The organism is Streptomyces kanamyceticus, assembly GCF_008704495.1.
GTDB classification, from domain to species: Bacteria; Actinomycetota; Actinomycetes; order Streptomycetales; family Streptomycetaceae; genus Streptomyces; species Streptomyces kanamyceticus.
The window spans coordinates 2,453,602-2,478,798 of sequence record NZ_CP023699.1; the positions used below are offsets into that span (position 1 = coordinate 2,453,602).

8 protein-coding genes (1 of these 8 only partly in view) are annotated in these 25,197 nt (G+C 71.9%); 4 read left to right on the forward strand and 4 right to left on the reverse strand.

Annotated features, from left to right (window positions below; translation table 11 throughout):
• Together CP970_RS09640 and CP970_RS09645 are read right to left on the reverse strand one after the other, a co-directional pair.
• Window positions 1-16,596 carry the 5' portion of a non-ribosomal peptide synthetase gene (locus CP970_RS09640; RefSeq protein WP_055543444.1) on the reverse strand. Its footprint begins 5,403 nt before the window's first position, so only the first 16,596 of its 21,999 coding nucleotides appear in the window; it begins with the start codon at window positions 16,594-16,596; its stop codon lies off the left edge, out of view.
• Window positions 16,597-16,687: 91 nt separating this feature from the next.
• Window positions 16,688-16,954, reverse strand: coding sequence for an acyl carrier protein (locus CP970_RS09645; protein WP_055543443.1), 267 nt, complete (start codon window positions 16,952-16,954; stop codon window positions 16,688-16,690).
• Between the two features lie 314 nt (window positions 16,955-17,268).
• Between CP970_RS09645 and hppD the strand changes: the two genes are divergently transcribed.
• From hppD to CP970_RS09665, 4 genes are all read left to right on the forward strand, one after another.
• Window positions 17,269-18,354, forward strand: coding sequence for a 4-hydroxyphenylpyruvate dioxygenase (gene hppD, locus CP970_RS09650; protein ID WP_055543442.1), 1,086 nt, complete (start codon window positions 17,269-17,271; stop codon window positions 18,352-18,354).
• Window positions 18,351-19,478 carry an alpha-hydroxy acid oxidase gene (locus CP970_RS09655; protein ID WP_063805975.1) on the forward strand — a complete coding sequence of 376 codons (1,128 nt, stop codon included), beginning with the start codon at window positions 18,351-18,353 and terminating at the stop codon, window positions 19,476-19,478. Before hppD ends, CP970_RS09655 begins: the two co-directional genes overlap by 4 nt.
• Window positions 19,478-20,797: an aminotransferase-like domain-containing protein gene (locus CP970_RS09660; protein WP_079043083.1), complete on the forward strand. Its 1,320-nt coding sequence runs from the start codon at window positions 19,478-19,480 to the stop codon at window positions 20,795-20,797. Before CP970_RS09655 ends, CP970_RS09660 begins: the two co-directional genes overlap by 1 nt.
• A 249-nt stretch (window positions 20,798-21,046) precedes the next feature.
• On the forward strand, window positions 21,047-22,249 hold the full coding sequence (locus tag CP970_RS09665) for an IS110 family RNA-guided transposase (RefSeq protein WP_107099142.1): 1,203 nt from the start codon (window positions 21,047-21,049) through the stop codon (window positions 22,247-22,249).
• Between the two features lie 58 nt (window positions 22,250-22,307).
• Here the strand turns inward: CP970_RS09665 and CP970_RS09670 are convergent, their stop codons facing one another.
• A complete protein-coding gene (locus tag CP970_RS09670) occupies window positions 22,308-22,976 on the reverse strand; it encodes a response regulator (protein WP_055556444.1) in 669 nt (222 codons plus the stop codon).
• 39 nt (window positions 22,977-23,015) lie between these two features.
• The gene (locus CP970_RS09675; protein WP_150493186.1) at window positions 23,016-24,662 is read right to left on the reverse strand and encodes a sensor histidine kinase; all 1,647 of its coding nucleotides are present in this window, start codon (window positions 24,660-24,662) and stop codon (window positions 23,016-23,018) included.
• Window positions 24,663-25,197: the final 535 nt, after the last annotated feature.

The window sequence follows — 25,197 nt, forward strand, 5'->3', positions numbered from 1 at the left end:
CAACTCACCGGCCACGGAGGGCGGTACGGGCTGGAGGTCGGCGTCGAGGACGTACATGCGCAGATGCCCGAAGGGACGACCGATCGGTACGGGACCGTTGGCGACTTCCTGACCGGGCTCGATCTCGAACTGCGCGCAGTTCACGGTCGATTCGGTCGGACCGTACGCGTTGATGACACGTACGGATGGGTGACGCTCACGCCAGGCCGCGAGAACCTCGCCGGTCAGCTGCTCGCCACCGATGATCAGCGTCCCGCTCGGGCTCGCCGTGTCGGGCAGCTCCTGGAGCATCGGGAGGTGGCTCGGGGTCACCTTCATCAGGGACGGCTGCGGACGGGCCGCGACATCACCCTCGTCGAGGGCGGTGAGGTGGACGTGACCGCCGACGGTCAACGGGGTCCACAGCGCGGTCACCGTCAGGTCGAAGGACAGCGGCGAGTGCAGGACGGTCGCGCCGGACGCGTCCGGATAGGCGGCACCCGCATGGCCCAAGTAGGCAGCAACGGCGCGGTGTTCGACCACGACACCCTTGGGGCGGCCGGTCGAGCCCGACGTGTAGATGACGTAGGCGGGGTCACTGGGGGCAGGAGCAGTCAACTCGCCGCTCTCGTCGGGCAGTTCGAGGCCATCGAGTACGATGACCGGGGCCTGCGCCTCGGGAAGTCCGCCCGCCGCCTCGGCCGAGGTGAGCACCAGAACCGGCGCGGCGTCCTCCAACATGTAGGAGATCCGCTCCACCGGGTACTCCGGATCCACCGGAACGTACGCGGAACCGGACCTCACCACCGCGAGCAGGGCCACCACGGCATCGACACCACGAGGCATCGCGACGGCGACGAAACGCTCGGCGCCCGCACCCCGCGTCATCAGGTATCGGGCGAGCCGGTCCGCGCGGTCCGTCAACTCGGCATAGGTGAGTCGGGAGTTCTCGTCACTCACGGCCACGGCGTCCGGTGCGACCCGTGCCCGCGCCGAGACCAGCTCGGGCAGCGACGCCGAGGACACCACGCCACTCGTGTCACCGTTCCACTCCACCAACACCCGCTCACGATCCGCCGCACCCAGCAGGTCGACACGGCTCAGCGGCCGGTCCGGGTGAGTGACGGCGTCGGTGAGGACGCGCAGCAGGCGCTGGGCGAGCTCGTCGGCCGTGGCGGCGTCGAAGAGGTCCGTGCGGTAGTCGAGCGCGCCCACCATGCCGACGGGCTCGCCCGCCTCCGTGCGCTCCTCGGCGAGGCTGAAGGCGAGGTCGAACTTGGCCCCCGTCACCTCGGCGTGCTCGAAGGTCACGTCGAGTCCGGGCAGCCGGGCGACGGAACCCGCGTCGACGTGGGTGACGTTGAGCGTCACCTGGACGAGCGGGTGACGGCCCGGCGTGCGGACGGGGTTGACGGTCTCCGCCAGCTGTTCGAAGGGCAGGTCCTGGTGGGCGTACGCCTCCAGGTCGGTGCGCCGCACCCGGTCGAGCAGTTCGCGGAACGTCGGGTCACCGCTCGCGTCGGTGCGCAGGACCAGGGTGTTGATGAAGTAGCCGACGAGGTCGTCCAGCGCGCTGTCGGTGCGTCCGGCGACGGGCGTGCCGATCGGGATGTCATCGCCCGCGCCGATCCGGTTGAGGAGCGCGGCGAGCGCGGCCTGCACGACCATGAAGACGCTGCTGCCGGTCTCACGGGCCAGTGCGCCGAGCCGCTGGTGCACGTCGCCGGGCACGGTGAACACGGTCCGGTCGCCGCCCTGACCGCCGACGGCGGGCCGCGGCCGGTCGGCGGGCAGCCGCAACTCCTCCGACAGACCGGAGAGTTGAGCGGCCCAGTAGTTCTGTTGGCGGGCGAGCACGCTGTCCGCGTCGGCCACGCTGCCGAGTGCGTCGCGCTGCCACAGCGCGTAGTCCACGTAACTCACGGGCAGCGGCGCGAACTCGGGGGCCGAGCCGCCCACGCGGGCCGTGTAGGCGGTGGTCAGATCGCGGGCCAGCGGCACACGCGACCAGGCGTCGCTCGCGATGTGGTGGACGAGCAGGAGAAGCACGTGCTCGTCGGGCGTCACCTTGAACAGGGTTGCGCGCACCGGGAGTTCGGCGGAGAGGTCGAAGACGTACCGCGTCGCGTCCGCGAGACGGTCGGCCACCGCCTCCCGGTCGCACTCCACGACCGGCAGGGCGGGCCGTGCCTCGTCGGCGGCCAGGACGAGCTGGTAGTCGCCCTCCTTGTCCTCCGCGTAGACGGTGCGCAGGCTCTCGTGGCGAGCCACGACGTCCGCGAGGGCCGCGCGCAGCGCCACGGTGTCGAGGTCACCGGTCATCCGCAGGGTGGTCGGGATGTTGTACGCCGTCGACTCGGGCTCCAGCTTGTGCAGGAGCCACATGCTGCGCTGGCTGTACGACAGCGGAAGCCGCTCGGGACGCGGCCGCGGGGCCAGCGGCGCACGGGCACGGCCCGTCGCCGTCAGCGCCTCGGCCAGCGCGACCACGGTCGGCCTGTCGAAGACCTGCCGGATGGAGACTTCGGCGTCGAGGCCCTGCCGGATCCTGCTGACGAGCCGCGTGGCGAGCAGGGAGTGCCCGCCGAGGGTGAAGAAGTCGTCGTCGATGCCGACCCGGTCGAGTCCGAGCACCTCGGCGAAGAGCGTGCAGAGGATCTCTTCCTGCGGCGTACGCGGACCACGACCGCCCGCCGGACGGTCGGTGTAGGCGGGCGCTGGCAGCGCGACCCGGTCCAGCTTGCCGTTCACGGTGAGCGGCAGCGCGTCCAGCACGACGACCGCCGACGGCACCATGTAGTCGGGGAGTTCGGCACGCAGCCGCGTCTGTACGTCGGCGGCCGCGAGGTCGGCTCCATCGGCCCGCACGACGTACGCGACGAGGCGCTGGTCGCCGGGCTCGTCCTCGCGCAGCACGAGGGCGGCCTGGGCGACGGCCGGGTGCGCGAGCACGGCGGACTCGATCTCGCCGAGCTCGATGCGGTGACCGCGCAGCTTCACCTGGTGGTCGGTACGGCCGACGTACTCCAGCTGGCCTTCGTGATTCCAGCGGGCGAGGTCACCCGAGCGGTACATCCGCGCACCCGGCTCGCCGTACAGGTCGGCGGTGAAACGCTCGGCGGTGAGACCCGCGCGGCCCCAGTAACCGCGCGCCAACTGCGGGCCCGCGAGATAGAGCTCACCCGCGACACCCACCGGGGCGGGCCGCAGCGCACCATCCAGGACGTACATCCGCAGATGACCGAAGGGACGACCGATCGGCACGGGACCGTTGGCGACCGCCTGACCGGGCAGAATCTCGAACTGCGCACAGTTCACGGTCGACTCGGTCGGACCGTACGCGTTGATGACACGGACGGACGGGTGACGCTCACGCCACGCGGCAAGCGCCTCGCCGGTCAGCTGCTCGCCGCCGATGATCAGCGTCCCGCTCGGGCTCGCCGTGTCGGGCAGCTCCTGGAGCATGGGCAGGTGGCTCGGGGTCACCTTCATCAGGGACGGCTGCGGACGGGCCGCGACGTCGCCCTCGTCCAGGGCGGTGAGGTGGACGTGACCGCCGACGGTCAACGGGGTCCACAGCGCGGTCACCGTCAGGTCGAAGGACAGCGGCGAGTGCAGCACCGTCGCACCGGACGCGTCCGGGTAGGCGGCACCCGCATGGCCCAAGTAAGCGGCCACAGCGCGGTGTTCGACCACCACACCCTTCGGACGGCCGGTCGAACCCGACGTATAGATGACATAGGCAGGATCGGTCGGCGACGGAGCCGCCAACTCCGCACCCTTGTCTGCTAGTTCAAGCCCATCGAGTCCGACGACCGGCACCTCAGAAGCAGGAAGCTTCGCCGCCACGCCCTCGGATGCGAGCACCAGAACCGGCGCCGCGTCCTCCAACATGTACGCGATCCGCTCGACGGGGTACTCCGGGTCCACCGGCACGTACGCCGCACCGGCCCGCAGCACGCCGAGCAGCGCCACGACCGCGTCGACGCCACGCGGCATCGCCACGGCGACGAACCGCTCGGCGCCCACGCCACGCGTGATCAGGTATCGGGCGAGCCGGTCCGCGCGGTCCGTCAACTCGGCATAGGTGAGTCGGGAGTTCTCGTCACTCACGGCCACGGCATCCGGCGCGAGGCGCGCCCGCTCCGCGACCAGCTCCGGCAACGACACCGACGACACCGACGACACCACACCACTCGTGTCACCGTTCCACTCCACCAACACCCGCTCACGATCCACCGCTCCCAGCAGACCGATCCGGCCCACCGGCACCTCCGCGTCGGCCACGAACGCCGCGAGGACCCGGCCGAAGCGCTCCGCGATCTCGCGGACCTGTTCCTCCGTCAGGACGTCGGAGCGGTGGTCGAACCGGACGTTGAGTTCCGCATCCCGCAGGTCGGCGACGAGGTTGAGGGCGAAGTGCGTGCTGTCGGCGGTCTGGATGCCCGCGATGGCGAGGCCCGCGGCGTTCAGGGTCTCGTCCAGGGCGTTGCCGTCGAGCGGGTAGTTCTCGAAGACCATCGCGGTGTCGAACAGGCCGGTGGATCCCGCCCAGTTCTGCACCTCGGCCAGGCCCACCCACTGGTGGTCGAGGAGCCTGGTCTGCTCCTCCTGGAGGCGGCGCAGGTACTGGCCGACCGGCTCGGCGGGGTCGATGTGCGCCCGCCGCGGCACGGTGTTGATGAACAGGCCGACCATGCTCTCCACACCGGGCAGCTCGGCGGGACGGCCGGAAACGGTGACGCCGAAGACGGCGTCCGAGGCGCCGGTCAGCTGGGCGAGGACCAGTGCCCAGGCGCCCTGCACCACCGTGTTGACGGTGAGGCCGTGCGCGCGGGCGAACCGGGTGAGGTCCTCGCTTAGCTCGCGGCCCGCCCGGAAGGGGACCTGGCCGGGGGCCGTGACGACGGGCCCTGCGTCCGGCGCGAGGAGCGAGCCCGCGTCGAGGTCACCGAGCGACCGCGTCCAGGCGGTGCGGGCGGCGTCCTTGTCCTGGCGGCCGAGCCAGCCGAGGTGGTCGCGGAAGTCGCGCGGCTTCGGCAGCGCGCGGATCTTCCCCGAGCCGTCGCGGCGCGCGTACAGGGTGAGCAGGTCGCGGAAGACGACGGGCAGGGACCAGCCGTCGAAGAGGATGTGATGGTTCGTCATGACGAGCCGGTGGTGCGCGTCACCGAGCTTGATCAGGGTGAAGCGGAGCAGCGGCGGACGGGCCAGGTCGAACTCGGCCCAGCGGTCCTCCTCCGCGATCCGGGCGGCGGCGTCTTCCATGTCGGCCGATGCGGCCAAGTCCGCGTAGCGCCACGGAACTTCGGCGGTGCGCGGCACTACCTGGACCCAGGACCCGTCGGCGCGCTGGTGGAAGCCCGCGCGCAGGTTGGGGTGCCGGTCGAGGAGCTGCCGCGCGGCCGTGCGCAGGCCTTCCGCGTCGACCTCGCCGTCTAGGTCGAGGACGATCTGCCCGACGTACACGTCGAGCGCGGTGTCGTCCGCCAGGTTCAGGAAGACGAAGCCCTCCTGGAGCGGGGTCAGCGGCAGGACGTCGGCGAGCGGGGCCGCCGCGGCCTTCTCCAGGTGGTCGATGTCGGCCCGGGTGAGTCCCGGCAGCGTCACGTCGGAGGGGACGAGCGCGCCCGCGTCGGGGCGGCCCGCGTAGGTGACGAGCTCCTCCAGCGCCTGGAACCATCCTTCGGCGAGGCGCCTGACGTCCTCCTCGGCGTACAGGCCGGGGGCGTACGTCCACTCCACGCGCAGGCGCGGCCCGTCCTCGCCGTCCTCGGTGGCGGCGTTCAGCGCCACCGGGTGGTCGAGCGGCATCGCGGGGTCGGTGCCCGCGACGTCGCGCAGGGCGACGCCCCACGCCTCGCCCTCGCCCGAGCCGGTGACGCGGCCCAGGTAGTTGAAGAGGAACTCGGGGGCGGCGTGCGCAGCCAACGTGCCCTGGGCGTACCGGAGTCGCCCGTATCCCGCGCCCTGTCCGGGCACGGCACGCGTGCACTCCTTGACGTCCCGCACCAGGTCGCCGACCGTGCCGCCGGTGGGCAGGCGCAGCGGGTAGAGCGCGGTGAACCAGCCGAGAGTGCGGGTGAGGTCGGTGCCGGGCGCCTCGTCGCGGCCGTGCTGCTCGACGTCGACCAGGACGGGTCCGCCGCGCAGGCCGCGCGAGCGCCGCCAGTCGCCGATCGCGGAGCCGAAGGCGGCGAGCAGCACGTCCGAGATGCCGGTGTGCAGGGCGCCGGGCACCCAGGTCAGCAGGGAACGGGTGAGGTCGGCGGGCAGGCTGAGCGCGATGCGGCCCGCGTTCTCCTGGGTGTCGCGCGCGGGGTCGAGCCGCGAGGTCCCGCGGTCGTCCGCACCGGCCACCACGCCCTGCCAGTAGGCGAGTTCGGCGCCGGACGCACCATCGTCGCCGGTGTCGGACTGCGCGCGGGCCCACTGGGACCACGGCGTGCCGACCTCGGCCAGGATCGTGTAGCTGCCGTGCTCGGCCGCCTCGTACGCCTCCGCGAGGTCCTGGAGCAGGATCCGCCAGGAGACGCCGTCGACGCTGAAGTGGTGGGCGACGAGGGCGAGCAGCCCTTCCTGACCGCCCCGGTCGAACCACACCGCGCGCAGCATGCGGCCCTCGGCCGGGTCGAGGAGGCCGCGCTCCCGCCGCGCCTCGCGGCGCACCGCGGCCTCCAGTTCGGCGCCTTCGAGACCGGTGGCGTCGAAGCGGCGCACGAGGTCGGCGGCCTGGACCGTGCCCTCGGCCATGATCTCCACGTCGCCGGGTACGGCGCCGGTGCGCATCCGCAGCGTGTCGTGGTGGTCCACGACGGCCTGGACCGCGGTCGTCACGGCATCGAGCTCCGCCCCTGCCGGGACCTGGACGGCCACCGACTGGTTGAACGGGGCGACGGGCGCGCCGAGTTCGGCGAACCAGCGCATGATCGGCGTCCACCGGGCGGGGCGCGCCTCGTCCGCCGCGGCTGCGGCGGTGTCGGCGACGGTCACGGCGGAGTCCGCCGTCTCCTGGGTGCCCGCGGCCGCGAGCGCCTCCTCGACGGACTGCGCGAGCGCGGCGACCGTCTGGCGCTCGAACACGTCGCGCACGGTGAGCCTGATGTCCTCGGCCCGCGCCCGGCTGATCAGCTGGATGGAGAGGATGCTGTCGCCGCCGAGGTCGAAGAAGCCGTCGTCGACGCCGATCTTCTCCAGCCCGAGGATGTCGGCGAAGAGCGCGCAGAGCGCCTCCTCGATCCGGCCCTGCGGACCGCGCTCGCCGCTGCCCGCGTCCGCCTGGAAGTCCGGGGCGGGCAGGGCCTTCTTGTCGAGCTTTCCGGTGGAGGTCAGCGGCAGCGCGTCGAGCACGACGATGGCGACGGGGACCATGTACTCGGGCAGCACCTCGCGCAGGTACGCGCGGAGTTCGGCGGGGTCCGGCGTACCGGTACCGGCGGCGTCCGGCGTACCGGTACCGGCGCTGGGCGTCACATAGCCGACGAGGCGGCGGTCGCCCGGGCGGTCCTCGCGGACCAGGACGGCGGCCTGGGCGACGGCCAGGTGCCCTTCGAGGACGGTGTCGATCTCGCCCAGCTCGACGCGCAGGCCGTGGATCTTGACCTGGTTGTCGGCGCGGCCCAGGTATTCGAGCGTGCCGTCGGCGCGCCAGCGCACCAGGTCGCCGGTGCGGTACATGCGCCCGCCCGCCGCGTCGAAGGGGTTGGCGACGAAGCGTTCGGCGGTGAGCGCGGGCCGGTCGAAGTAGCCGCGGGCCAGGCCCGCGCCCGCGACGCAGAGCTCGCCGGGGACGCCGGGCGGCACGGGCCGCAGGCGCTCGTCGAGCACGTACACCTGGGTGCCCGCGATGGGGCGGCCGATCGGCGGCACGGCGCGGCCGGCGAGCGGGGCGCTGATGGTGGCGCAGACGGTCGTCTCGGTCGGGCCGTACGCGTTGAGCATCACGCGCCCCGCCGACCAGCGCTCCACTAGCTCGGGCGAGCACGCCTCGGCGGCCACCACGAGCGTCATCCGCTCGGGCAGCGCACCTTCGGGGACGAGGGCGAGGACGGCGGGCGGCAGCGTGGCGTGGGTGGCCTCGTGGCGGCGCGCGTACGCGGCGAGGTCGGGTCCCGGGGCGACGGAGGGCGGGACGATGACGAGGGCGGCGCCGGTGAGCACGCCCATGCACACCTCCCAGAACGCGCCGTCGAACGCGGGCGCCAGGTTGTGCAGGACGCGGCTCTCGGGGGTGACGCCGACGCTGTCGACGTGGGTCGCCGTCAGGTGGGGCAGGCCCGCGTGGGAGACGACGACGCCCTTGGGACGTCCGGTCGTTCCCGAGGTGTAGATCACGTACGCGGCGTTCCCGGGCCGCAGCGGGGCGCCCCGTTCGGCCTCGGTGAGCGCTTCGGCGGGCTGTGCGGCGAGCACGGCGGCCGTCGCCGCGTCGTCGAGGACGACGCTCTCGCAGCGCGCGTCGGGCAGCCGGGCCGCCGTTTCGGCGGTGGTGACGAGGACGGCGGGCCGCGCGTCGGTGAGCAGGTAGGCGACGCGGTCGTCGGGCTGGTCGGGGTCGACGGGCAGGAAGGCGGCGCCCGCCTTGAGCGCGGCGAGCGCGCCGACGACGAGATCGGTGGAGCGGGGCATCGCGACGGCGATGGTGCGCTCGGGGCCCGCGCCGCGGGCGAGGAGCAGTCGCGCGAGACGGTTGGCGCGCGCGTCGAGTTCGGCGTACGTGAGGGTCCGCTCGTCGTCGACGATCGCGGGCCTGTCGGCGTGCGCGGCCGCGACCTGCTCGAAGAGTTCGGAGACGGTGGGGTGCGCGGTCGGCGCCGCGGGGCGGTTCCACTCGACGAGCAGCCGCTCGCGCTCGTCGTCGCCGAGCAGCTCGACGGCGCCGACGGGACCGTCGGGGTCCGCGGTGGCGGCGTCGAGGAAGCGCAGCAGCCGGTCGACGACGGAGCGGACGGTGGCCGCGTCGAACAGGTCGGTGCTGTACTCGACGGTTCCTTCGAGCCCGGCGGCGGTGCCGTCGTCGGCGCGGTGCTGCTTCAGCTCGAAGGCGAGGTCGAAGCGTGAACTGCCCTGGTCCACCTGGTGCGTCGTGACGGTGATGCCGGGCAGCGCGCCCAGGGCGGCGAGCGCGTCGCGCTGGGTGTCGTGGACGGTCAGCCACACCTGGAACAGCGGGTGCCTGTTGAGCGAGCGCACCGGGTTGAGGACCTCGACGAGCCGCTCGAAAGGCAGGTCCTGGTGGGTGTAGGCGGCCAGGTCCGTGGCGCGGACGCGGTCCACGAGCTCGCGGAACGTCGGCTCGCCGCTGGTGTCGGTGCGCAGCACCAGGCTGTTGATGAAGAACCCGACGAGGTCGTCGAGGGCGCTGTCGGTGCGGCCCGCGATGGGCGAGCCGACCGGAATGTCGTCGCCCGCGCCGAGCCGCGAGAAGACGGCGGCGAGCGCGGCCTGGGTGACCATGAAGACGCTGGAGCGGGTCTCCGCGGCCAGCGCGTCCAGGCGGGCGTGCAGCTCCGCGGGGACGGTGAAGGCGAGGGTGTCGCCGTGCTGGGTGGCCTGCGCGGGCCGGGGCCTGTCGGTGGGCAGGCGCAACTGTTCGGGCAGGTCCGCGAGGTGCTCGCGCCAGTAGTCGAGCTGACGGGACAGCGGGCTCTCGGGGTCCGTCTCGTCGCCGAGCATGTCGTGCTGCCACAGCGCGTAGTCCGCGTACTGCACGGGAAGCGCGTCCCAACCCGGCTCCACGCCGGACAGCCGGGCCTTGTACGCGGTCGCCAGGTCACGGGCCAGCGGACCCATCGACCAACCGTCACCCGCGATGTGATGCAGCAGGAGCAACAGCACATGCTCGTCGGCACCGGTCTCGAACAGCCAGGCGCGCAACGGGATTTCAGAGGTCAGGTCGATGATGTGCCGTGCGGCGCGCGCCACTTCGTCGTTCAGGCCCGCCTCATCCGTGTGGACAAGCGTCAGTTCAGGACGCGCGTTCTCTGCGTCCGCGTCCAGGATCACCTGGTGCGGCCCGTCCGCGTCGTCGGCGAAGACCGTGCGCAGGCTCTCGTGCCGGGCGACGACGTCGCCGAGCGCCGACTCCAGGGCGGTCACGTCGAGTTGGCCGGACAGGCGCAGGGCCGCCGGGATGTTGTACGTCGCCGAGGGGCCTTCGAGGCGGTTGAGGAACCACAGGCGGCGCTGGGAGTGCGAGAGCGGGAGCCGCTCCGGCCTGGTGCGCGCGGTGAGCGCCGTTCGCGCGGTGCCCGCCTCGTCGAGGGCCCCGGCGAGACCGGCCACGGTGGGGGTGTCGAAGAGCTGGCGGACGGGGAGCTCGGCACCGAGGACGGCGCGGACCCGGCCGACCAGGCGGGTGGCGAGCAGCGAGTGCCCGCCGAGGTCGAAGAAGCTGTCATCGATGCCGACCCGCTCGACGCCGAGGGCGTCGGCGAACAGGCGGCACAGGGCTTCCTCGCGCGGGGTGCGCGGCGCGCGGCCCGCACCCCGCGGGCCGTACTCGGGCGCGGGCAGCGCCTTGCGGTCGAGCTTGCCGTTGGCGGTCAGCGGCAGCCGGTCCAGGAGGACGACGGCGGACGGCACCATGTGCGAGGGCAGCGCGGCGGCCGCGTGATCGCGCAGGTCCGCGGCGGTGGTCGCCTCGGCCCGTACGACGGCGTAGGCGACCAGGCGCTGGTCTCCGGGGCTGTCCTCGCGGACCATGACCGCGGCGTCGGCGACGTCGGGGTGCGCGGCCAACGCGGCCTCGATCTCGCCGAGTTCGATGCGGAAGCCGCGCAGCTTGACCTGCTGGTCGGCGCGGCCCGCGTACTCCAGGACGCCGTCCGTGCCCAGGCGCGCGAGGTCACCGGTGCGGTACATGCGGGTCCCGTGCTCGCCGTAGGCGGCCGCGAACGGGTCGGCGACGAACCGTTCGGCGCTCAGCCCCGGACGGCCCAGGTAGCCGCGTGCGACACCGGCGCCCGCGACGTACATCTCACCGACGGAACCGGCGGGCAGCGGCTGCAGGTACGCGTCGAGGACGTAGACCCTGAGGTCGGGGATGCCGGTGCCGATGAGTCCGGCCGGGCCCGTCACGGCGGCCTCGTCCAGGGCGAGGTGGGTGACGTGCACGGTCGTCTCGGTGATGCCGTACATGTTCACCAGGACGGGCGCGTCGTCGGCGTGCCGCGCGTACCAGTCCCCCAGCCGGGTCACGTCGAGCGCCTCGCCGCCGAACACCACGTAGCGCAGGGCGAGTTGCGCGGACTTCGGCGCCTCGCGGTCGGCGGCGACGAGCTGGTAGAAGGCGGACGGCGTCTGGTTGAGGACGGTGACGCCCTCGTCGGCGAGCAGCGCGCGGAAGGCGCCCGGGTCGCGGCTGACGCGGTGCGGTACGACGACGAGGCGGCCGCCGTGCAGCAGCGCGCCCCACAACTCCCATACGGAGAAGTCGAAGGCGTAGGAGTGGAAGAGCGTCCAGACGTCGTTCTCGTCGAAGCCGAACCAGTGGTCGGTGGCGGAGAAGAGCCGCGTCACGTTCTTGTGCGGGACGAGGACGCCCTTGGGCTTGCCGGTCGATCCCGAGGTGTAGATGACGTACGCCGTGTCGAGCGGGTGCGGCGCGCGGGTCCGCTCGTCCGGGGTCAGGTCGTGGTCCGGCAGCCCGTCGGCCTCGGGGGCGTCGACGGTGAGCTCCACGGCGGTGCGTACCGGCAGGGTCTCGGCCGTGGCGGTGTCGGTGAGGACGGCGGCGGGGGCGGCGTCCTGGAGCATGTAGGCGATGCGCTCCGCCGGGTAGTCCGGGTCGAGCGGCAGGTAGGCGGCGCCGGACTTGACGACGGCGAGCAGCGCCACGACGAGTTCGGCCGAGCGGGGCAGGGCCAGCGCGACGACGGATCCTGGGCCGATGCCGCGCCCGGCGAGGAGCCGGGCGAGCCGGTTGGCGCGGGCGTTGATCTCGGCGTACGTGAAGGAGTCGCCGTCGAAGGTCAGCGCGGCGCGCGAGGGCGTGCGGCCCGCCTGCGCCTCGAAGGCGTCGACGAGCGTGCCGGGCCGTGCGTGCGAGGCCGGGCCCTCCGGGCGGGGCAGGACCTGGTCGCGCTCGGCGGCGTCGAGGATGTCGACGGCGCCGATGCGCAGCTCCGGCTCCGCGGCGACGGCGGCGAGGACGCGGAGCAGGCGCTCGACGAGCGTCTCCACGGTGTGCCGGTCGAACAGGTCGGCGCTGTACTCCACGAGTCCGCCGAGCCCGGCGGGGCGCCCCTCGTCGTCGGTGCGCTCGTCGAAGGAGAAGGACAGGTCGAACTTGGCGCTCGCCGCTTCGGCCTGCTCGACGGTGACGTCGAGTCCGGGAAGGCCCGTGAGCCCCTCGGTCGCGTCGAGCCGTGTCGAGTCGAAGGTCAACAGGGTCTGGAACAGCGGGTGGTGACCGGCGGAGCGGGTCGGGTTGAGGGCCTCGACGAGCCGCTCGAAGGGCAGGTCCTGGTGGCTGTAGGCGGCCAGGTCGCGCCCGCGCACCTGGTGCAGGAGCTCGCGGAACGTCGGGTTGCCGCTGGTGTCGGCGCGCAGCACGAGGCTGTTGATGAAGAACCCGACGAGGTCGTCGAGGGCCTTGTCGGTGCGGCCCGCGATCGGGGTGCCGATCGGGATGTCGGTACCCGCGCCGAGGCGGTGCAGGAGGGTGGCGAGGGCGGCCTGGGTGACCATGAAGACGCTGGAGTGGGTGCCCCTGGCCAGGTCGACGAGGGCGCCGTGCAGCTCCGCGGGGACGGTGAAGGACACCGATCCGGCGCGCTGCGTGGGCGAGTCGGGGCGGGGCCTGTCGGTGGGCAGGCGCAGCTGCTCGGGCAGGTCGGCGAGGTACTCGCGCCAGTAGTCCAGCTGACGGGACAGCGGGCTCTCGGGGTCCGTCTCGTCGCCGAGCATGTCGTGCTGCCACAGCGCGTAGTCCGCGTACTGCACGGGAAGCGCGTCCCAACCCGGCTCACTTCCCGCGAGCCGGGCCTTGTAGGCGGTCGCCAGGTCACGGGCCAGCGGACCCATCGACCAACCGTCGCCCGCGATGTGATGCAGCAGGAGCAACAGCACGTGCTCGTCGGCACCGGTCTCGAACAGCCAGGCGCGCAAAGGGATTTCGGCCGTCAGGTCGAAGGTGTGCCGGGCGGCCCGCTCGACGCGCTCGTCGACGAGGTGCGCGTCGGTGCGCTCGGTGACGAGCACGGGGCGGGCGGCGTCGACGGGGAGCACGCTCTGGTGGGCGCCCGACTCGTCCTCGGCGAAGACCGTGCGCAGCGTCTCGTGCCGGGCGACGACGTCGCCGAGCGCCGACTCCAGGGCTGCCGCGTCGAGTTGACCGCGCAGGCGGAGCACGGCGGGCATGTTGTACGTCGCCGACGGGCCTTCGAGGCGGTGCAGGAACCACAGGCGCCGCTGGGCGGGCGAGAGCGGCAGGCGCTCGGGCCGCGCGCCCGCCGTGAGCCGGGCGCGCGTGGTGCCCGCCCGGTCCAGGGCGGCGGAGAGCCCGGCGATGGTGGGGGTGTCGAAGAGCTGGCGGATCGGTACGTCGAGGCCGAGTGCCTCGCGGATGTGGCTGCTGAGCCGGGTGGCGAGCAGCGAGTGCCCGCCGAGGTCGAAGAAGCTGTCGTCGATGCCGACCCGCTCCAGGCCGAGGGCGTCGGCGAACAGCTGGCACAGGACCTCTTCGCGCGGGGTGCGCGGAGTGCGTCCCGCGCCCTGCGGGCCGTACTCGGGCGCGGGCAGCGCCTTGCGGTCGAGCTTGCCGTTGGCGGTCAGCGGCAGCGTGTCCAGGACGACGAACGCGGAGGGCACCATGTGCGCGGGCAGGTCCCCGGCGAGGGCGAGCGCGAGCCGCTCGGTGTCGGGGGACGTGCCGGGCGCCGCGACGACGTAGGCGACCAGGCGCTGGTCTCCGGGGCGGTCCTCGCGGACCAGGACCGTGGCGTGCGCGACGTCCGCTTCCGCGGCGATCCTGGCCTCGATCTCGCCGAGCTCGATGCGGAAGCCGCGCAGCTTGACCTGGTGGTCGGTGCGGCCGAGGTAGCCGAGTGTGCCGTCGGTGTTCCAGCGGGCCAGGTCGCCGGTGCGGTAGAGGCGTTCGCCGCCCGCCGCGAAGGGGTTGGCGACGAAGCGCTCGGCGGTCAGGGCGCTGCGGCCGAGGTAGCCGCGGGCGAGCTGGACGCCCGCGAGGTAGAGCTCGCCGGGGACGCCGGGCGGCACCGGGCGCAGTGCGGCGTCCAGGACGTAGCAGCGGGTGTTCCACACCGGGCGGCCGATCGGCACGGGCCCGTGGGTGGGCTCGCCCGAGCCGTCCCAGTAGGTGACGTCGACGGCGGCCTCGGTGGGGCCGTAGAGGTTGTGCAGCGGCACGTTCCAGGTGGTCTGGAACTCGGCGAGCAGTTCGCGCGGCAGTGCCTCGCCGCTGCAGAAGACGCGGCGCAGCGCGCCCCGTTCGGGCACCGGGTTGGCCTGGAGGAAGGCGTGCAGCATGGACGGCACGAAGTGCAGCGTGGTGACGCGCTCGCGGCGGATCAGCTCGGCGAGGTAGACCGGGTCGCGGTGTCCGTCGGGGCGGGCCACGACGAGGGTGGCGCCGACGATCAGCGGCCAGAAGAACTCCCACACCGACACGTCGAAGCCGGACGGCGTCTTCTGCAGGACCCGGTCGCTCTCGTCGAGGCCGTAGGTGTCCTGCATCCAGTGCAGGCGGTTCACGATGGCGCCGTGCGAGACGACGGTGCCCTTGGGCAGGCCCGTCGATCCGGAGGTGTAGATGACGTACGCGGGGTGGCGCAGGTCGGGCGGGCAGGCGCGGGCCGCGGTGGCCGTGTGCGGGCTCTCGCCCTCGGCGGCCGCGCAGTCGCCGGGCGTGTCCTCGCCGAGGACGAGGTGCGGCACGCCCTCGGTGTGCGGCAGCCGCTCCGCGACGTCGGCGGCCGCGAGCAGCAGCGCGGGCCGGGCGTCCTCGAGCATGTACGCGATGCGGTCCGCCGGGTAGTCGGGGTCGACCGGCAGGTAGGCGGCGCCCGTCTTCAGGACGGCGAGCAGGCTGACGACGAGGTCGACGGAGCGCGGCACGGCGACGGCGACGAAGCGCTCGGGGCCCGCGCCGTGCAGCGTCAGGTGCCGGGCGAGCCGGGTGGCGCGGGCGTCGAGCTCGGCGTACGTGAGGGTGGTGTCCTCGAAGGTGAGGGCGGGCCTGGTGGGGGTGCGCGCGGCCTGCCATTCGAAGAGCTCGGGCAGGGTGGCGGCGGACACCTCGTGGCCGGTGTCGTTCCAGGTGGTCAGGACGGCGTCGCGCTCGTGGGGCGCGAGGAGTTCGGGCTCGTCGAGCGGGCGCGCCGGGTCCTCGGTGAGGGCGCCGAGCAGCCGCAGGAAGCGCTCCTGGTGGGCGTGTGTCTCGTCCTGCGTGTAGAGGCGCGGGTTGGCCTCGAAGTCGACGCGCATGCCGCCGTGCGGGTCGCCGTAGACGGTGACGATGAGGTCGCGCACGCGTCCGCCGGAGAGCGGGCGGATGGTCGCCTCGCTGCCCGCGAACGACGGGATGCGCACGTAGGAGAGGATGTCGACCATCGGCCCCGCGAGGCCCGACTCGCCGCCGGACAGGCCGAGATCGCGGTGCAGGTCCTCGCCGCGGTAGCGGTGGTGCTTGAGGACCTGGCCCACCGCGCGGGAGACCTGGCCGACCAGTTCCGCGAAGCTCATGCCGGGCTCCACGCGCAGGCGCAGCGGCAGTTCGTTGGCGAGCATGCCGGGCGTGGACAGGGCGGTGCGGCCCGCCCTGGCGCTGACGGGCAGCGCGAGGACGACGTCCTCGGCGGCGGTCATCCGGTGGACGTAGGCGGCCATGGCGGCGATCAGGAGCGCCGAGCGGGGGCCGCCGGTCGCCGCGGCGGCGCGGGTGAGCCGGTCGGCCCGCTCCTCGGAGAGCGGGGCGCTGCCGCGCAGCGCGGTGGGCGCGGCGGGCGCGGAGCGGCCCGCGAGCGTGGCCGGTTCGCCCGCGTCGGCGAACTGCTCCAGCCAGAAGGCCCGGTCGGCGGCGAAGGCGTCCGACTCGCGGTAGGCGGCGTCCTCGCCGACCAGGTGCTCCAGGGCGCCGAAGGTGCTCGGCGGGTACTCCTCGCCCGCGACGAGCGCGGAGTACACGGCGGCGAGGCGGCGCACGTAGAGCATCAGGCCGAAGCCGTCGAGCAGGATGTGGTGGTAGCGGATGTAGCAGACGAAGCTGTCCTGGCCCGTGGCGATCAGGGCGTGCGTGAACAGCGGTGCGCGGCGCAGGTCGAGCGGGGTGGTGAGGTCGTGCCGCATCCAGGCCTCGGCGGCGGCCCGCGGGTCCTGCTCGTCCGTCATGTCCAGGACGTGGCAGGGGATTTCGCAGTCCGGCGTGAGGATCTGGAAGGGGCCTTCGGCGTCGGTGTCGAACCGGACGCGCAGCGACTCGGTCTCCGCGGCCACCAGGCGCACCGCCGCCGAGAAGCGCTCGGTGTCGACGGGTCCGTCGATCTCCAGGCATACGCCGACGTTGTAGCGGGAGCTGGCGGGCTCCAGCTGTTGCGCCAGCCATACCCCCAGCTGAGCGCCGGACAAATCGTGCCGCATGGCTGCAACGTCGGACACCTGTCTCCTCACAATCCTGATCAAGCTGTGCTGTGCCGCCGGGGCTGGATCTCTGGGCGCACGGGGCGCCGGGGGTGACTCTCCGGGACGCTCAGGCGCCCGCGAGCTTGCCGGTGAGCAGCTCGCCCAGGGCGGCGGGCGTGGGGTGGTTCCACATCTCCTCGGCGTCGATCTCGACGCCGAAGTGGTCCTCGATGTCGACGGCGAGCGACATGGCGCCCACCGAGTCGAGGCCGTAGTCGGCGAACGGACGCTGTGGATCGATGTCCTCGACCGCGCGCCGCGCGTACCCGGCGAACCGCTCGGTCAGCCAGGCCGTAATGGATTCAACAGAATGCTCAGCAGAAATCGGACGCATGGCGACCCCCCTGTGTCGACAACCCGATACATCCTGCGATAGAACCTGTCGATATAGTTCCCCGACAGTCTTCAGGATGCACAATAATTGGATTCGAGCGAGACGGTAGCAGCCGCTCGAAGAGACCGTCAAGATTATTCAAGTCCGAGACATACTCGCAGGTCAGAGCCGTAATATGGCTTCAATAACGAGGGTATAAACCAAGCTCGTAAAGTAGCCTCCAGGGGCATTAGCGGGATCCTTGAAAAGGTGCATGGATTACCGCCCTCCATGCCAGGAATTCGCACTTGGTAAGCCATCCTCTTGGAGCTGGTATGTCACCAACCACCATTGCGTACTCGGAGCTGTACACCGCGCGCGAGGACGCGGCCACGAGCTATTTCACCGATCGCTTCGGCTTCCGTCTGATCGCCACGGCGGGGCCCGAGACCGGCACGGCCGACCGCCGCTCGTGGGCGCTGCGCAACGGCGCGGTCACCCTCGTCGTCACCGCACCGGTCGGCGAGGACGGCGAGGTCTCCCGTTACCTCGACGCGCACGGCGACTCCTTCGCCGACCTCGCCTTCGTCTGCGAGGACCTCCCCGTGGACTTCGCGCGGGCCACCGGCGCGGGCGCCACCGCGCTGCGCGAGCCGGCCGACGCCGTCGACCCGGCGCGCGAGGACCGCTTCGCGGTCGTCTCGGGCTTCGGCGACCTGCGCCACACCCTCGTACAGCCGTCGCAGTCGCCCGCGGGGTCGCTGCCGCCGGACCGCCGCTGGAACATCGACGAGACCGCCGCCGCCGACACCCCGGCCACCGCCACCGTCCTCGGCGGCGTCGACCACATCGCGGCCTGCCTGCCCGTCGACACCCTCAAGCGGACCGTCGACTTCTACAACCAGGCGTTCGACCTGCACTACTTCTCCGAGGAGTACATCCTCGTCGGCGACCAGGCCATGGACTCCAAGGTGGTGCGCAACGAGTCCGGCGGCATCACCTTCACGCTCATCGAGCCCGACCCGACCCGCAACCCGGGCCAGATCGACCAGTTCCTCGCCGCGCACGGCGGAGCGGGCGTGCAGCACCTGGCCTTCCTCGTCGAGGACATCATCGGCTCGGTGCGCGAACTCGGCGGCCGCGGCGTGGAGTTCCTCAACACCCCCGCCACGTACTACGACGTGATCCGCGAGCGCGTCGGGGACCTCGATGAGCACATCGCCGACCTGCGCGAGACCAACGTCCTGGTGGACCGCGACGAGTGGGGCCACCTGCTGCAGATCTTCACCCGCTCGCCCTACGAGCGCGGCACGGTCTTCTACGAGCTCATCCAGCGCAACGGCGCCCAGGGCTTCGGCAGTTCCAACATCAAGGCGCTGTACGAGGCCGTCGAGCGCGCCCGGGAGACGGCGAACAAGTGACGCCGCTGAGCCTCGACGAGTACGCCGCCCTCGCCCGGCGTGAACTCCCCAAGGACGTCTGGGACTTCATCGCGGGCGGCGCGGGCCGGGAGCGGACCCTCGCGGCCAACGAGGCGGCGTACGACACGGTGTGCCTGCGCCCCAAGGCCCTCCCCGGCTTCACCGAGCCCGACACCCACGTCGAGGTGCTCGGCAGCCGGTGGGCCGCGCCGCTCGGCGTGGCCCCCGTCGCGTACCACGAACTGGCGCACCGCGACGGCGAGACCGGCACGGCCGGGGCGGCGGGCGCGCTCGGCCTGCCGTTGGTGGTCTCCACCTTCGCGAGCCAGAGCCTGGAACGGGTCGCGCGCGACGCGAGCGCCCCGCTGTGGCTACAAATGTATTGCTTCCGCGACGAGGAGGTGACGCGGTCGCTGGCCGGGCGCGCCGCCGCCGCGGGCTACGAGGCCCTCGTCGTCACGGTCGACACCCCCTTCATGGGGCGGCGCCTGCGCGATCTGCGCAACGGCTTCCAGGTGCCGCCCCACATCGTGCCCGCCAACCTGGTCGAAGGGCTTGCCGACGGCGCGCGAGCGGCCGACGCGGCATCGCCCGCGGCGCACAGCCGCACCGCCTTCCACCCGGCGCTCGACTGGTCGGTGGTCGCCCGCCTGCGCGAGTGGAGCGGCCTGCCCGTCCTCGCCAAGGGCGTGCTGAGCGGCGAGGACGCGCGGGCCGCGCTTGACGCGGGCGTCGCCGGGATCATCGTGTCCAACCACGGCGGCCGCCAACTCGACGGCGCACCGGCCACGTTGGAGGTGCTGCCCGAGGTGGTGGCCGCCGTCGGGGGCCGCTGTCCCGTCCTCGTGGACGGCGGCATCAGGCGCGGCTCGGACATCGTCGTCGCGCTCGCCCTCGGCGCCACCGCCGTCCTCGTCGGACGCCCCGTGCTGCACGGCCTCGCGGTGGACGGCGCGGCGGGCGCGCACGCCGTACTCTCACTCCTGATGCGGGAGCTCGCCGACACCATGGCGCTCACCGGACGCGCCACGGTCGACGCCGTCGACGCCTCGGTCCTCGCGCCGCGCGCGATGCACCTCCGGCATCTGGACGACCTTCCGTACCTCCCGAAGGAGCAGCGCTGATGGCCCGTTCCGCCGCCGGGGACCCGGCGCCCGACGCTCCCGCCGTGGAGCTCGACGCGGGCGCGCTGCACGCCAGCGTGACCAGCCCGGTCCTGACCACCATGACGTTCCTGAACGAGATCACCTACCGCTACCCCGACGCGGTGTCCTTCGCGCCCGGCCGCCCCTACGAGGGGTTCTTCGCCGCGGACGAGATCCCGCGCCTGGTCCAGGCGTACATCGACCACCTGCGGGACTCCGGGAAGAGCGAGGACGAGGTCCGTACCGCGCTGTTCCAGTACGGCCCCACCGCGGGCCAGATCCGTGAACTCGTCGCCCGGATGCTGCGGGTGGACGAGGACATCGACGTGCCCCCGGAGTCGGTCGTGGTGACCGTGGGCTGCCAGGAGGCCGTCCTCCTGGTCCTCCGGGCGCTGTGCCGCGACCCCGACGACGTCGTCCTCGTCGACAACCCCTGCTACGTGGGCGTCACGGGCGCCGCCCGGCTCCTGGAGATCCCCGTGGTGGCGGTGCCCGGCACCGGCACCGGCGTGGACCTCGGCGAACTGGAGCGCACCGTCGCGGAACTGACCGCCCGGGGCAAGCGGGTGCGGGCCCTGTACGTGGTGCCCGACTGCTCCAACCCGACCGGCGTCAGCATGGAGCGCGCCGACCGCGAGGCGCTCCTGGAGACGGCCCGCCGCCTGGACCTGCTGCTCCTGGAGGACAATCCGTACGGGCTCTTCAGCAGTCGGCGCCTGCCCACCCTGAAGTCCCTGGACGAGCGCCAACAGGTCGTCTACCTCGGCTCGTTCGCCAAGAGCGCCTTCCCCGGCGCCCGCGTCGGCTACGTGGTGGCGGACCAGCGGGTCACCGGCGCCGGACTGCTCGCCGCCGAACTCGCCAAGATCAAGAGCATGATCACGGTCAACACCCCGAGCGTCTCGCAGGCGGTGATCGGCGCCATGCTCCTGTCCGGCGACGGCGGCCTGCGCGAGGCGAACACCGTGGCGGCCAAGCACTACCAGGACATGATGGGCCGCATCAGGGACGGCCTGGAGCGCGAGTTCCCGAGCGCGGACCGGACCCGCTCCCAGGTCTCCTGGAACCGTCCGGACGGCGGCTTCTTCCTCAGCCTCGACGTCCCCTTCGAGGCGGACGACGCGGCACTCGACGTCTCGGCCCGCGAGTTCGGGGTCCTGTGGACGCCGATGCGCTACTTCCACCTGGGCCACGACGGCGACCGCCAGATCAGACTCTCCTGCAGTTACCTGACGGCCGAACAGGTGGACGAGGGCATCACGCGCTTGGCGGCAATGATCCGCCATCTCTCAGCCTGAGGCTGCCCCCCCCATTACCGTTCTCGTAGTCCCGCAACGGGACTACCGGCCTTCGGAGTTGGCATGACTACCTCCCCTTGTCGAGTGCATGGCCCGGGGGGTGGTGTCACCGGCTCCGAAGGCACTGACAGACCGCTGATTAGAGGCATGACCACCGGCCTTTCCCCAGGTCGGGAGGCTCTTCGTAATGTGGATGTGGCGATCAGTGCCGTGGCGAGGCCGGGTGAACAGCACCGAAGGAACCACGACGTGATCGACATCAGCGACATCGACGTCTTCCTCGGCCTGGACGTCGGCAAGGGCGAACACCACGCCACCGCTGTCACATCGGCCGGGAAGAAGGCCCTCGACAAACGCCTGCCCAACAGCGAACCCAAGCTCCGCGAGGTCTTCACGAAACTCCAGGCCAAGCACGGCATCGTGCTTGTGGTCGTCGACCAGCCGGCCTCCATCGGAGCCCTGCCGCTGGCCGTTGCCCGAGCCGTCGGCTGCCAGGTCGCCTATCTGCCCGGACTGACGATGCGGCGGATCGCCGACCTCTATCCGGGCGAAGCCAAGACCGATGCCCGCGACGCGTTCATCATCGCCGACGCCGCCAGGGCGATGCCGCACACGCTTCGCTCCATCGAGCTGGACGACGAGACCGTCGCCGAGCTGGAGATGCTCGTCGGGTTCGACGACGACCTGGTCGCTGAGGCCAACCGGCTCTCCAACCGGCTCCGCGGCCTGTTCACGCAGGTCCACCCGCACCTGGAGCGGGTGCTCGGCCCGCGCATGCAGCACCCGGCCGTCCTGGTCCTGCTGGAGAGGTTGGGCTCGCCCGCCCAGATCCGCCAGACCGGACGCCGCAAGGTCACCCACCTGCTGCGGCCCAAGGCTCCGCGGATGGCGGCCCGTCTGACCGAGGACGTCTTCACCGCGCTCGACGAACAGACCGTCGTCGTCCCGGGCACCGAGGCGGCCGCACTGATCGTTCCCAGCCTCGCCCGGTCCCTGACCGCCGTGCTCGACCAGCGCCGTCTGCTGGAGAAACGACTCGACGAGCTGCTGGAGACACACCCTCTTTCCCAGGTCCTGACGTCGATGCCCGGCGTCGGCGTCAGGACCGCGGCCCGCCTCCTCATCGACGTCGGCGACGGCACCAGGTTCCCCTCAGCCGCCCACCTCGCCGCCTATGCGGGACTCGCGCCGACGACCCGCAGCTCGGGCTCCTCGATCCGCGGCGAACAGCAGTCCAGGAGAGGGAACAAGCAGCTCAAGCGGGCTTTCTTCCTCTCCGCGTTCGCCGCCCTGTCCGATCCCGCCTCCCGCACCTACTACGACAAGAAGATCAAGGAAGGCAAGCATCACACCCAGGCCCTCCTCTGCCTCGCCCGACGCCGAGCCGACGTGCTCTTCGCGATGCTCCGCGACGGGACCTTCTACCAACCACCAACCCCCGTTGCCCCTTGACCGAAGTCATAGAGGCACCCCCCCGGCATCGGGGGGGGCAGTTAAAAGCGAAACGCCGCTAGCGGCTGCTACCCGACCTGTTCACGAGCCCCGCCTCATACGCGAGAATCGCCGCCTGCACCCGATTCCGCACGTCGAGCCGGTTCAGGATCGCGCTGACGTAACTCTTCACCGTGCCCTCGACGAGATTCATCTGCCGCCCGATCTCCGCGTTGGACATGCCGGAGCCGAGCAGCGTCAGCACCTCGCGCTCCCGCTCGGTCAGCAGCGCGACACGGCTGCGCGCGGGCCCCGCGGGGCTGAGTCCGGTCTCCTGGAGCTTGGTGATGACGCGGCGGGCGACCCGCGGCGACAGATAGGCCGCGCCCTCGGCCACCGCGTGCACGGCGGCGATGAGTTCGCGCGGGTCGGACGCCTTGAGCAGGAAGCCGTTGGCGCCCTCGCTGAGCGCCCGGGTGATGTACTCGTCCTCGCCGAAGGTGGTCAGCATTAGCACGGCGGTGCCGGGCACCGCGGACTTGATCTGCGTGGCGGCGGCGAGCCCGTCGAGTTCCGGCATGCGGATGTCCAGGAGCGCGACGTCCGGCCGGTGCAGTCGGCACTGCTCGACGGCCTCCTTGCCGTTCCTGGCCTCCGCGATCACCTCGATGTCCTGGTCGGCGGACAGGATCGAACTGACCCCGGCCCGGATCATCGCCTCGTCGTCGGCGAGCATTACGCGAATCATGGTCTCCGCTTTCCTTGGTACGCCTGTGGTCCGGTTCTCTCACCGCTGTGGCAACGCCCGCAGCCTGTCCTTGGCCACCAGTGCCCCGTCATCGAAGCAGAGCCGGAACAGGTCGCGGGTGGCGTCGAGCACGTTGCGGCTCGTTCCGTAGTAGCGGCAGGTCGATCCCGGCGGCGCGGGCAGCTGTTCCGCCCGGCCGTCGGACGGCTTGTCGAGCGAGGACTCGGGCAGCTGGCCCGCGAGGTCCGCCTCGCTCTCGCCGATCTCGATCCGTTCGAACGTCTCGGCCGAGATCGCGGTGGTCATGACCGTATAGGTGCGTACGCCGATCAGGGCGAGGCCGGTGCCGACGGCGAGGACGACGGGCACCATCGCCATCCGCTTCAACCGCCTGCGCAGCCCGTTCCTGGCCTTGAGCAGTTGGTTCGCGGATTCCGAATCCGGCTCTCCGGAAGGCGATCTCACGTCATCGGCGGCCGCGTCGTCAAGGAGCGGGGCGTGCCGGGGCAGCCGCGCGGTCGCCGAGAAGACGCCGCCGGAGGAGTCGATCCGCAGCTTGCCGCCCGCGAGCCGGACCCGCTCCTGCAGACCGAGCAGCCCGCGCCCGCCGCTGGGCAGCCCGCTGTGCGCGCCGTCCTCGGGCAGTTCGTTGGAGACGGTCACGTCGAGTTCGTCGGGGTTGCCCTCCAGATGCACGAGGACCGGCCTGCCGGGCGCGTGCTTCATGGCGTTGGTCAGCATCTCCTGCACGACGCGGTAGGCGGCCCGTTCGGTCATCTGCGGCAGGCCGTCGAGCGTGCCGTCGCTGCGCAGCGTGACCGGTACCCCGGAGTCCTTGGCCCGTGCCACCAGCTCCGTGACGGACTCGGACGCGGGCTCCAGGCGGGCCGGTTCGTCGTCGGTGTCGTCGCGAAGGAGCCCGATGACGTCGTGCAGCAGTTCGGTGGCGGTGATCGCGGTGGCGCGCAGCTGGGCGACGCCCGCGCGGTGGCGCTCGGAGAGGTCGCCCGCCATCTCCAGGGCGCCCGCCTGGAGGGCGAGCAGGCTCAGCTCGTGACCGAGCGAGTCGTGCATGTCGTGGGCGATGCGGGCGCGTTCGCGCAGTCTGACCTGCTCGGCGATGATCCGCTGTTCGCGCTCCAGGTGGTCGGCGCGCTCCCAGCCCGCGCGGAAGACCTCGGCCCGCATGCGGCCGTAGTGACCGGCCCACCACGGCAGGATGGCGAGCAGTTCGATCAGCGTCACGAACGGCCAGGACCAGACGTTGCCGAAGGCCGCGGCGAGGGCGAGGCCCAGGAGCGCGACGACGGCGAACCCGATGGTCGCGGGGCGCGCCTCGGGCATGCGGTGCCCGGCGAGCCAGCCGAGCACGACCATCGCCACCGCGGGTGACATGCCGAGCGGGATCGTATCGATCGCCACATAAAGCGGAGCGAAAGCGGTGACGGCCATGAGGGAAACAAAGGGGGCGCGTCTGCTCGTCGCGACGCCCGCCGCGATGAGGCCCACGGACACCACCGACTCGACGGCGCCCTGATGCGAGAAGGCCATCGCGACCGCGGGCGCCACCATCAGGAGGACGAAAAGGAGCGCGTCCGCGGCGGCTGTTCGCGAATGCAGATATTCGCTCACCCGCCGCCGGGTCTTCGCCCAGCCGGTCCCCGGGTCACTTGCCGTTTCCACCACCCGCGCCACGTTACAAGGTCAACAGGGCTCTTGGCACTGCCAGTCGGCCCCGCACCCCCTTCGCTTTCCGGCACACGACGAAGGTCAGGGGGCAGACCTTCCTAAGGGTTATTGCGGAATGCCGAACGATGCGATCGAAGTGACGCACCACATCCGTACCTGTCCGAGGCGGGGACTTTGATCATTACGGATGCATATGCACCGTCCAAACACAGGCAAACCGGGCGTAGTTGAGACCACTTTCAGCCAAGTGGCGCGAAGGGGCCACCTGGACACCCGACTAAAGTAAGGCCGATTATTGACGATGGGCGACTGCAACGGGCGACCATAGTCCGTATGATTTCGAACTACGGGGGCGGAGGGATCGAGACCCTCCCTAGGCGGAACTCTTCCGTGCCGTGATGACGACCGAGCACCAGAGGAAGGTTCTGCGATCGACGGAGAGTCGGACCTTATGTCCTGTCAAATCTGTCCTGACGCAAAGGGGTAACTGCGCCTTGCCGCAGTGCCCTACTCGTTCGTAATCCGGCGCGGG

What these genes read in the sequence shown, in the direction of transcription:
- CP970_RS09645 (WP_055543443.1), bottom strand. Translation starts at nt 16,954, where the DNA reads ATGCGTCCGATTTCTGCTGAGCATTCTGTTGAATCCATTACGGCCTGG.
- CP970_RS09670 (WP_055556444.1), bottom strand. Translation starts at nt 22,976, where the DNA reads ATGATTCGCGTAATGCTCGCCGACGACGAGGCGATGATCCGGGCCGGG.
- CP970_RS09660 (WP_079043083.1), top strand. Translation starts at nt 19,478, where the DNA reads ATGGCCCGTTCCGCCGCCGGGGACCCGGCGCCCGACGCTCCCGCCGTG.
- hppD (WP_055543442.1), top strand. Translation starts at nt 17,269, where the DNA reads ATGTCACCAACCACCATTGCGTACTCGGAGCTGTACACCGCGCGCGAG.